Origin of the sequence: Lactobacillus sp. (assembly GCF_051893255.1) — a bacterium.
GTDB lineage: Bacteria > Bacillota > Bacilli > Lactobacillales > Lactobacillaceae > Lactobacillus.
Window position 1 is genome coordinate 1 of record NZ_JBJFHB010000090.1, and the last position, 1357, is coordinate 1357.

Annotated in this window: 1 protein-coding gene; it reads right to left on the bottom strand. The window is 50.3% G+C overall.

Going from position 1 to position 1357, the window contains the following annotated elements:
• A partial coding sequence (locus ACI4WN_RS08515) for a class II fumarate hydratase (RefSeq protein ID WP_439777811.1) occupies positions 1-1357 on the bottom strand: 1357 nt, incomplete at both ends.

Below are 1357 nucleotides of genomic sequence, written 5' to 3' on the forward strand. Positions count from 1 at the left end.
TGTTGGTCATGGCCATGTAGTCCATCCATTCATCGTATTGTTCTTCGGTAACCTTACCGCTCTTTAAGGCAGCTTCCTTCAAAGTGGTGCCTTCTCTTTGAGCAGTTTGGGCGATCACAGCTGCTTCGTGGTAGCCGATCTTTGGTGACAAAGCAGTAACCGTCATCAAGGAGTTTTCCAAAAGGTCATCCATTCTTTGTTCGTTGACCGTCAAGCCGTGGATCATCTTGTCAGCAAAGCCAGTGATGGTGCCAGTCAAGATTTCAGCTGATTCCAAGAAAGCAGCGATCATGACCGTCTTGAAGACGTTCATTTCGAAGTTGCCTTGGCTAGCTGCAAAGTTGACAGTTACGTCGTTGCCCAAAACGCGGGCAACAGCCATGGTTACGGCTTCAGCTTGGGTTGGGTTAACCTTACCTGGCATGATGGATGAACCTGGTTCGTTGGCTGGGATGTTCAATTCGCCGTAGCCAGCACGTGGGCCGGAAGCCAAGAAGCGAATGTCTTGAGCGATCTTGAACATGTCGTTTGCCAGGGTCTTGAAGGCGCCATGCATCACGCTCAAGGCTGAGTGGTGAGCCAAGCCCCAGAACTTGTTGGTGTCAACCTTGAAGTCGTGGCCGTAAACTTCGCTCAGCTTGCCGGCGATGGCTTCAGTCATGCCAGGAGCAGCGTTCAAGCCAGTACCAACGGCAGTACCACCGATAGCCAATTCGTAAAGAGATGGCTTCAATTCTTGAATGTAAGCCAGGTCGTGCTTCAAAGCTGAGATGTAGCCAGAAACTTCTTGGCCAAAAGTAAGTGGAGTTGCGTCTTGCAAGTGGGTGCGGCCAACCTTAACAGTCTTCCAGTACTTGTCTTGCTTAACCTTCAATTCGTCAATCAGGTGCTGAATAGCTGGTTCCAGCTTGTCAACGGCTTCAACGGCCACAATGTTCATGGCAGTTGGGTAAGTATCGTTTGAGCTTTGGCCACGGTTAACGTCGTCGTTTGGCAAGATGCCCAGGCCTGGATGCAGCTTGTTAGCGAGGTTGGCAACAACTTCGTTCACGTTCATGTTGGTTTGGGTACCTGAGCCAGTTTGCAAAACGTGAAGTGGGAAGTCCTTGCGCAGGTCTTCGTCGCTCAAAGCCAAGAGTTGGTCGATTGCTTCTTCGATTGCTTGACCCTTGTCAGCTGGTTCGTCGCCAACTTCCACGTTTGATTCAGCAGCAGCCTTCTTCAAGTGTAGGAAAGCGCGGATGATTGCCAGTGGCATCAATTCACCTGATGGGAAGTTGTTGCGGCTTCTTTCAGTTTGTGGGCCCCACAAAGCATCCTTAGGGATCTTAACTTCACCAATCGTGTCTGATTCAAT